The 591-nt window shown below is 31.8% G+C and carries 2 protein-coding genes; both read right to left on the reverse strand.

Annotation, left to right across the window (positions count from 1 at the left end; genetic code table 11):
• Positions 1 to 180, reverse strand: a 180-nt coding sequence (locus tag L1D51_RS21670) for a hypothetical protein (protein WP_239964856.1), incomplete at its 3' end; no start/stop codon positions are given.
• A gap of 1 nt (position 181) precedes the next feature.
• The gene (locus tag L1D51_RS21675) at positions 182 to 556 is read right to left on the reverse strand and encodes a hypothetical protein (RefSeq protein WP_063530267.1); all 375 of its coding nucleotides are present in this window, start codon (positions 554 to 556) and stop codon (positions 182 to 184) included.
• Positions 557 to 591 lie beyond the last annotated feature (35 nt).

The raw sequence follows: 591 nt of genomic DNA on the forward strand, positions 1-591 counted from the left end.
CATTTCAAGAGCGTCATTAATTTCGGTTAAAGTTTCTTTATCTATTAACGTTATTTGATCTAAATCTATTTTTTCCGGGTTGGATATCCAAGAGACGTCATACTTAGCAAGCAATAATGATTGAGCAGACTTTAAGTTTTTCTCTGCTTCAGCAAAGCCTTTTGACAAATTTAGTTCCATATTAAATCCTTAGCTGAGCATGTTTCTTAAACACATCACCTGTTTTGGGGTTTATAAATAGGCCGTTCATTTCAGCTAAAGATTCTAAAGTGAAATCAGGATTGTTTTTTAGAATTGCGTTTCTTACATCTTCATTTTTTAAAAATACATCTGCAGGAATTGTGAATTGGTTTAAATTCATGGGCTCTACGATTGGTGTTTTTCCTAATTCAGAAATGATATCCATTGCAGACTTCAGCTCCGAGAAAATAGCAAAACCAATGTCATTCATTTCTTGTTTAGTGGTCCCAACCCCATTTTTAATTAGCTCTGGATAAGGCATTAAAAATACATTTAAAGCCTTTTGAATTTGATTTTTAATATCTTTCAATGACATATGTAAAATACCAAGGTCGAATAACTACTTATAAT

The sequence above is a fragment of the Pseudoalteromonas shioyasakiensis genome, from assembly GCF_022398475.1.
In the GTDB taxonomy this organism is placed as follows: Bacteria; Pseudomonadota; Gammaproteobacteria; order Enterobacterales; family Alteromonadaceae; genus Pseudoalteromonas.